The organism is Pseudomonas sp., assembly GCF_035277045.1.
Lineage (GTDB): Bacteria > Pseudomonadota > Gammaproteobacteria > Pseudomonadales > Pseudomonadaceae > Aquipseudomonas.
The window spans coordinates 1-5,699 of the sequence record NZ_DATELE010000322.1; the positions used below are offsets into that span (position 1 = coordinate 1).

Consider the following 5,699-nt stretch of genomic DNA (forward strand, 5'->3'; position numbering starts at 1 on the left):
GGATGCATGGCCCGGCTAGACCCGGGCCATGCGACATTGCAGCGTCCGGCGAACGCCTGCAGCAGACGCGTTTATCTCAGGTCAAACCGGTCCAGCTCCATTACTTTCCCCCAGGCCGCAACAAAGTCCTTCACGAACCGCTCTTTGCCATCGCCGCTGGCATACACCTCGGCCAGCGCCCGCAACTGGGCATTGGAGCCGAACACCAGGTCGACCCGGGTGGCGGTCCACTTCGCCTGCCCGCCGCTGCGCTCACGCGCCTGGTAGACATCGGGGTCTTGCTCGGTCGGCGTCCACTCCACGCCCATGTCGAGCAGGCGGGTGAAGAAGTCGTTGGTCAAGGTCCCGGGGCGTTCGGTGAATACCCCGTGCCGGCTGCCGCCAGCATTGGCGCCGAGCACTCGCAGGCCACCGACCAGGGCGGTCATCTCTGGCGCGGTGAGGGTCAACAGCTGGGCTTTGTCGATCAGCAGGGATTCGGCCGAGATCCGGTACTTGCCTTTGCTGAAGTTGCGGAAACCATCGGCGATGGGCTCGAGGAAACCGAACGATTCGACATCGGTCTGCTCCTGGGTGGCATCGGTGCGCCCCGGGGTGAACCGCACACTGACGCTGTGGCCGGCGTCCCTGGCCGCCTGCTCCACCGCGGCACTGCCGCCGAGCACGATCAGATCGGCGATGGAGATCTTCTTGCCCCCACCCTGCGCACCGTTGAACTCACCCTGGATGCGCTCGAGCGTGGCCAGCACCTTGTCCAGCTGCTCCGGCTGGTTGGCCTGCCAGAAGCGTTGCGGGGACAACCGCAGGCGCCCGCCGTTGGCACCGCCGCGCTTGTCGGAACCGCGGAAGCTCGACGCCGCCGCCCAGGCCGTGGAGACCAGCTCCGCCACGCTCAGGCCCGAATCCAGCAGCTTGGCCTTGAGCGCGGTAATGTCACTGTCATCGACCAGCGGATGATCGACCTCGGGCAGCGGGTCCTGCCAGAGCAGCTCTTCCTGTGGCAGCTCAGGGCCCAGGTAGCGTGACAGCGGGCCCATGTCCCGGTGGATCAGCTTGTACCAGGCGCGGGCAAAGGCGTCGGCCAGCTGGTCGGGGTTGTCCTTGAAGCGCCGCGCGATCGGCTCGTAGATCGGGTCGAAACGCAGGGCAAGGTCGGAGGTGAGCATCGCCGGGGCACGCCGTTTGTCCGGGGCGAAGGCATCGGGGATCTGGCCCGCGCCCTCGCCGTTCTTCGGCCGCCACTGGTTGGCGCCGGCCGGGCTCTTGGTCAGCTCCCAGTCGAATCTGAAGAGGTTCTCCAGGTATTCGTTGCTCCACTGGGTCGGGGTGGACGTCCAGGTGACTTCAAGGCCGCTGGTGATGGTGTCCGGGCCCTTGCCGCTGCCATGGCTGCTACGCCAGCCCAGGCCCTGCTGCTCCAGCCCCGCCGCTTCAGGCTCGGCGCCGACGGCGGTGGCGGGCCCTGCCCCGTGGGTCTTGCCGAAGGCGTGGCCGCCTGCGATCAATGCCACGGTCTCCTCGTCGTTCATGGCCATGCGGCCGAAGGTTTCGCGAATGTCCTTGGCGGACGCGACAGGATCGGGATTGCCCTCCGGGCCTTCAGGGTTGACGTAGATCAGGCCCATCTGCACGGCGGCCAGCGGGTTTTCGAGGTCGCGGCCGGGGGCCTCGTTGCGGCTCTCCTCGGTGCCATGCAGCTGCGGCTCGGCCACCAGCGGGCCGTCGCCGGTGCCGGCATAGCGCACATCGCCGCCCAGCCAGGTCTTTTCGGAGCCCCAGTAGACGTCTTCATCCGGCGCCCACACGTCGGGTCGTCCGCCGGAGAACCCGAAGGTCTTGAACCCCATGGACTCAAGGGCCACGTTGCCAGTGAGCACGATCAGGTCAGCCCAGGAAATGTTCTGGCCATACTTCTGCTTGATCGGCCAGAGCAGCCGGCGCGCCTTGTCCAGGCTGACATTGTCGGGCCAGCTATTGAGCGGTGCGAAGCGCTGCTGGCCAGATCCCGCGCCCCCGCGCCCGTCAGCGGTGCGGTATGTGCCCGCGCTGTGCCAGGCCATGCGGATGAACAGCGGGCCATAGTGGCCGAAGTCCGCCGGCCACCATTCCTGCGAGTCGGTCATCAAGGCGCGCAGGTCGGCCTTGAGCGCCTGGAAGTCCAGGCTCTTGAACGCCTTGGCATAGTCGAAATCCTGCCCCAGCGGATCGGACAGGGAGGAGTGCTGGTGGAGAATCTTCAGGTTCAGCTGGTTCGGCCACCAGTCACGGTTGGTGGTCCCACCGCCTGCACCTTGATGGAATGGGCATTTCGATTCGGTCGACATCTGCTGGTACCTTTGGGTCGGGTTCTTCCGGATTTCCCGGCCAGGCCGGGTGTTCGATGAGCACTGGCATGTGGCCTGTGCCTACCCCACATCAGGTTTTCGGCAATGCCGGTCTGCGCCGACGCTGCCTGCGAAAAGAAAGGATAGTCCAGCCATGGCGTCGTTCTAATAGAGGCGATATTGGAAGTTGATAGGCTGCGTCTGTCAGCCGGCCCGGGTGCAGTCATGCCCCGCCGCAGCGATTTCCCACGACTCGTCCCGCGCGTTATATGGCCGGCGCGCCGTCAGGTGGCATAGTCTGCAAAACTCAAAGCCAAGGACTCATCCATGAACAGCGTGGGCATTCTCGGGGTCGGGGAGCTGACCGAAAAAGTGGTACGCGGCCTGCGCCGCAGTGGATTCGAGGGGCAGATCTTTCTGTCGCCACGCAATGCACAGAAGGCCAGCGCCCTGGCGCAGGACTGTGATTGCCAGGTGATGCCCGACAACCAGGCGGTGGTCGACCAGGCAGGGCTAGTGTTGCTGGGGGTGCGCCCTGAAGTGCTCGATCAGCTGGCTGCCGAGGTCAGCTTCAAGCCAGGCCAGCCCCTGGTTTCGCTCGCCGCGGGCGTTGGCCTGGCGCGGTTGGCGCAGGCGTTTGGGCAGGCGCGCTGCGTGCGGGCCATGCTGTCCTACGCCGCGCAGTACAACCAGACCACCGTCGTGGTCTGCCCGCCCGATGCGGCCTGCGAGGAGCGCCTTGGGCCGCTGGGCAGCCTGGTGGTGCTCGAAGAGGAAAGCGCCTTCGAGCTTGCCACCGTGGCGGCCTGCATGAACGGGTGGTTCTACTTCCTGCTGCATGACCTGCAGCAGTGGCTGGCCGACAAGGGCCTGCCGGCCGAGCAGGCCCGCGCGCTGGTGCTTGGCAACCTTCAGGACTGCGTCGCCAGTGCCCAGCGCCAGCCCGAACAGACCCTGAAGGCGCTGGGCCAGGCAATCGCCACGCCTGGCACCTTCACCGCCGACGGCCTGCAAGTGCTCAACCACCAGCCAGTCGGCGCGACGTGGGGCGCGGCATGCGAGGTGGTGCTCGATGCGCTGCTGACGCGTTCGCAACTGCCACCTCGCTAGCGGCTGACGAGATCCCCCCGCGGCTGCTAGAGGTCCGGATCGCCTCCCACCGGCTCGCCATGCCAGTCGAACCGCTCGACTTCGTGGCGACGCTTGCGAAAGCTGTAAGGTGTTTCGCCGTACTGCTTGCGAAACCACAGGATGAAGTGCGAGGCATCGGAAAAACCGCTGGCCAGCGCGATGCTGGTGATGTTCAGGCTGGTGTTGACCAGCAGCCGCCGGGCATGGTCCAGGCGCAGCTTGCGCCAGTAGTTGGCCGGCGGCTCCTGGGTGTTGGCGACGAACTCACGGTGCAGCTGCCGCGGATGGGTGCCCACGGCCTCGGCGACCGCCTTGAGCGACAGCGCGACATCCAGGTTGGCACGCATGAAGGCGATCGCCCGCTGAACCCGGTCATTGTGGTACACGCCGTCGCTGGTAGCGTTCTCCTGGGCCTCGTTGCGCTCCTCCACCAGCAGGTACTCCAACCCCTTCTGCGCCCGCACCGCGCCGCAATGGCGGCGGATCAGGCTGGCCGCCAGGTCGATCGCCGTGCCACCCGGGCAGGTGATGATGCCGCGGTCGTCGACGTAGCTCTTGTCGATCACCGCAGTGGCCTGGGGGAAGCGCTCCTTGAACTCGTCACGCAGGGTGAAGTGCACCGCGCAGCGCCGCCCCTCCAGCAGGCCCGCCTTGCCCAGCACGAATGACCCGGAACACAGCGCGATGATCGGGATGTTGGCCGCATGCACGTCGCGCAGGGCATCGAGCAGCCAGGACGGCGGATTGCGAGTCTGGTCCAGCAGGCCGCCGGCGAGCACGATGTAGTCATACTGCGCCCACAGGTTCAGCGGCTTGGTCGGAGAGACCGGCATGCCGCAACTGGCGCTTATAGGCAGGTCATCGAGGGTCATCCAGTCCCACTGGCAGAACACCTGCTGGCTGCGAAAGGACTTGTCCGCGGCAAAGCGCAGCGAGTCGACCAGGCCGGCGACCGGGACCAGGGTGAACTGGTCCATGAGCACGAAGCCGACGCGCAGGTCGGGTTTGACCTGCGCGCAGTGTTGTAGTTGTTGGGTGGCCATGCAAGGTGACTCCACGGGGGGTCGATGGAGTCATTCTAGGGCTGTCGGTGAGTCCGGGATATCATATTCATCACGTTAAACAGGATATTTCGGACAGCACCGAGGGAATTTTCAGTCGGTCGCCCCCACCGCACGCGCCACCTTCTGCGGTTGGCCACGCGTCGCCAGGCAGTAGTACAGCGGGCACGTCACCAGCAGCCCGAACACCCAGGACAGGTCGGCCCCTTCCACCAGGTTGGCGTAAGGTCCGACGTAGAGCGCCGTGTTGGCGAACGGCAACTGCACCAGGATCCCACAGGCATAGGCGATGATCGCGTGGCTGTTGAAGCGGCCATAGACCCCTCCGTCAGCACTGAAGATCGACGCGATGTCGTAGTTGCCCTTCTTGATCAGGTAGAAGTCGATCAGGTTGATCGACGCCCACGGCACCAGCACCAGCAGCAGCGCCAGGATCAGGCCGATGAACTGCGAGATGAAGTCGGCCGAGGCGCTCAGCGCAACAATGCCGCACCCGATCAGGATCACCGTGGCCAGCGCAACCCGCACCTTGATGCTCGGGGTCCACCTGGCGGCAAAGGTCTGGATCGCGGTCACGATGGACAGTACCGCGCCGTACAGGTTGAGGGCGTTGTGGCTGATGATGTTGAGCAGGAACAGCACCATCAGGATCGGGCCCAGCCAGCCGGTGGCCTGCTCGACCGCCGCCATGGCGTCAGTCCCTTCCGGCACCGCCAGCACGGCGATGGCGCCAAAGCTGAAGCACAGGATGGTGCCAAGCGTGGCGCCGAAGTAGGTCGCCCAGAACGGTTTGGCGATGCCGACTTCACGCGGCAGGTAACGCGAATAGTCGGAGGTGTACGGCGAGAAGCTGATCTGCCAGATCACCCCCAGCGATACCGTGGCGATGAACCCCGACAGATTGAAGCTGCCGCGGCTGAAGAAGTCGGCCGGCAGGTCCTGGGCGAACATCATCACGAAGCCTGCCAGCAGCGCCGAGCCCATCACCCAGGTACCGATGCGGTTGAGGGTGTGGATGAAGCGATAGCCGATCACGCCAATGGCCGTGGCGCTCAGGGCACCCACGACAATGGCCGTGGGCATCGGCACGCTCGGGGCGATGCCATGGATCGACTTGCCCGCCAGCACGATGTTGGAGATGAAGAAGCCGACATAGATGAGCGCGGTGAAGAACACGATCAGC

At 65.5% G+C, this 5,699-nt stretch carries 4 protein-coding genes; 1 reads left to right on the forward strand and 3 read right to left on the reverse strand.

Annotated features, from left to right (window positions below; genetic code table 11):
- Window positions 1-71 precede the first annotated feature (71 nt).
- Window positions 72-2,324: a catalase/peroxidase HPI gene (katG, locus tag VJS90_RS21155; RefSeq protein ID WP_324123580.1), complete on the reverse strand. Its 2,253-nt coding sequence runs from the start codon at window positions 2,322-2,324 to the stop codon at window positions 72-74.
- A gap of 327 nt (window positions 2,325-2,651) precedes the next feature.
- On the opposite strand from katG, the gene VJS90_RS21160 reads away from it, so the two are divergent.
- Window positions 2,652-3,434 (forward strand): NAD(P)-binding domain-containing protein, encoded by a 783-nt coding sequence (locus VJS90_RS21160; RefSeq protein ID WP_324123581.1) that lies wholly within the window; start codon window positions 2,652-2,654, stop codon window positions 3,432-3,434.
- 26 nt (window positions 3,435-3,460) lie between these two features.
- On the opposite strand, the gene VJS90_RS21165 is transcribed toward VJS90_RS21160, so the two are convergent.
- Both VJS90_RS21165 and VJS90_RS21170 read right to left on the reverse strand, forming a co-directional pair.
- Window positions 3,461-4,498 carry a GlxA family transcriptional regulator gene (locus VJS90_RS21165; RefSeq protein ID WP_324123582.1) on the reverse strand — a complete coding sequence of 346 codons (1,038 nt, stop codon included), beginning with the start codon at window positions 4,496-4,498 and terminating at the stop codon, window positions 3,461-3,463.
- A gap of 111 nt (window positions 4,499-4,609) precedes the next feature.
- Window positions 4,610-5,699: purine-cytosine permease family protein (locus VJS90_RS21170; protein WP_324123583.1), on the reverse strand; the 1,090-nt coding region annotated here is incomplete at its 5' end.